Origin of the sequence: Clostridium sp. C2-6-12, from assembly GCF_009928485.1 — a bacterium.
In the GTDB taxonomy this organism is placed as follows: domain Bacteria; phylum Bacillota; class Clostridia; order Clostridiales; family Clostridiaceae; genus Clostridium.
In genome coordinates, this window is sequence record NZ_JAABNP010000120.1 from 1 (window position 1) to 213 (window position 213).

General features: G+C 36.6%; 1 protein-coding gene. It reads left to right on the forward strand.

Annotation, left to right across the window (positions count from 1 at the left end):
* The coding region (locus GXK56_RS27635; RefSeq protein ID WP_279283404.1) for a transketolase C-terminal domain-containing protein at window positions 1-213 on the forward strand (213 nt) is incomplete at both ends.

The window sequence follows — 213 nt, forward strand, 5'->3', positions numbered from 1 at the left end:
TACTAATGGCATCAGGTTCAGAAGTAGAATTAATCTACAAAGCAGCTGATGAACTAGCAGCAAAAGGAATAGATGCAAGAGTTATAAGTATGCCAGCATTTGAATTATTCGATGCTCAAGATGAAGCATACAAAGAATCAGTAATGCCAAAAGCAGTAAGAGCAAGAGTTGCAGTAGAAGCATTAACAAGCTTTGGATGGCATAAATATGTAG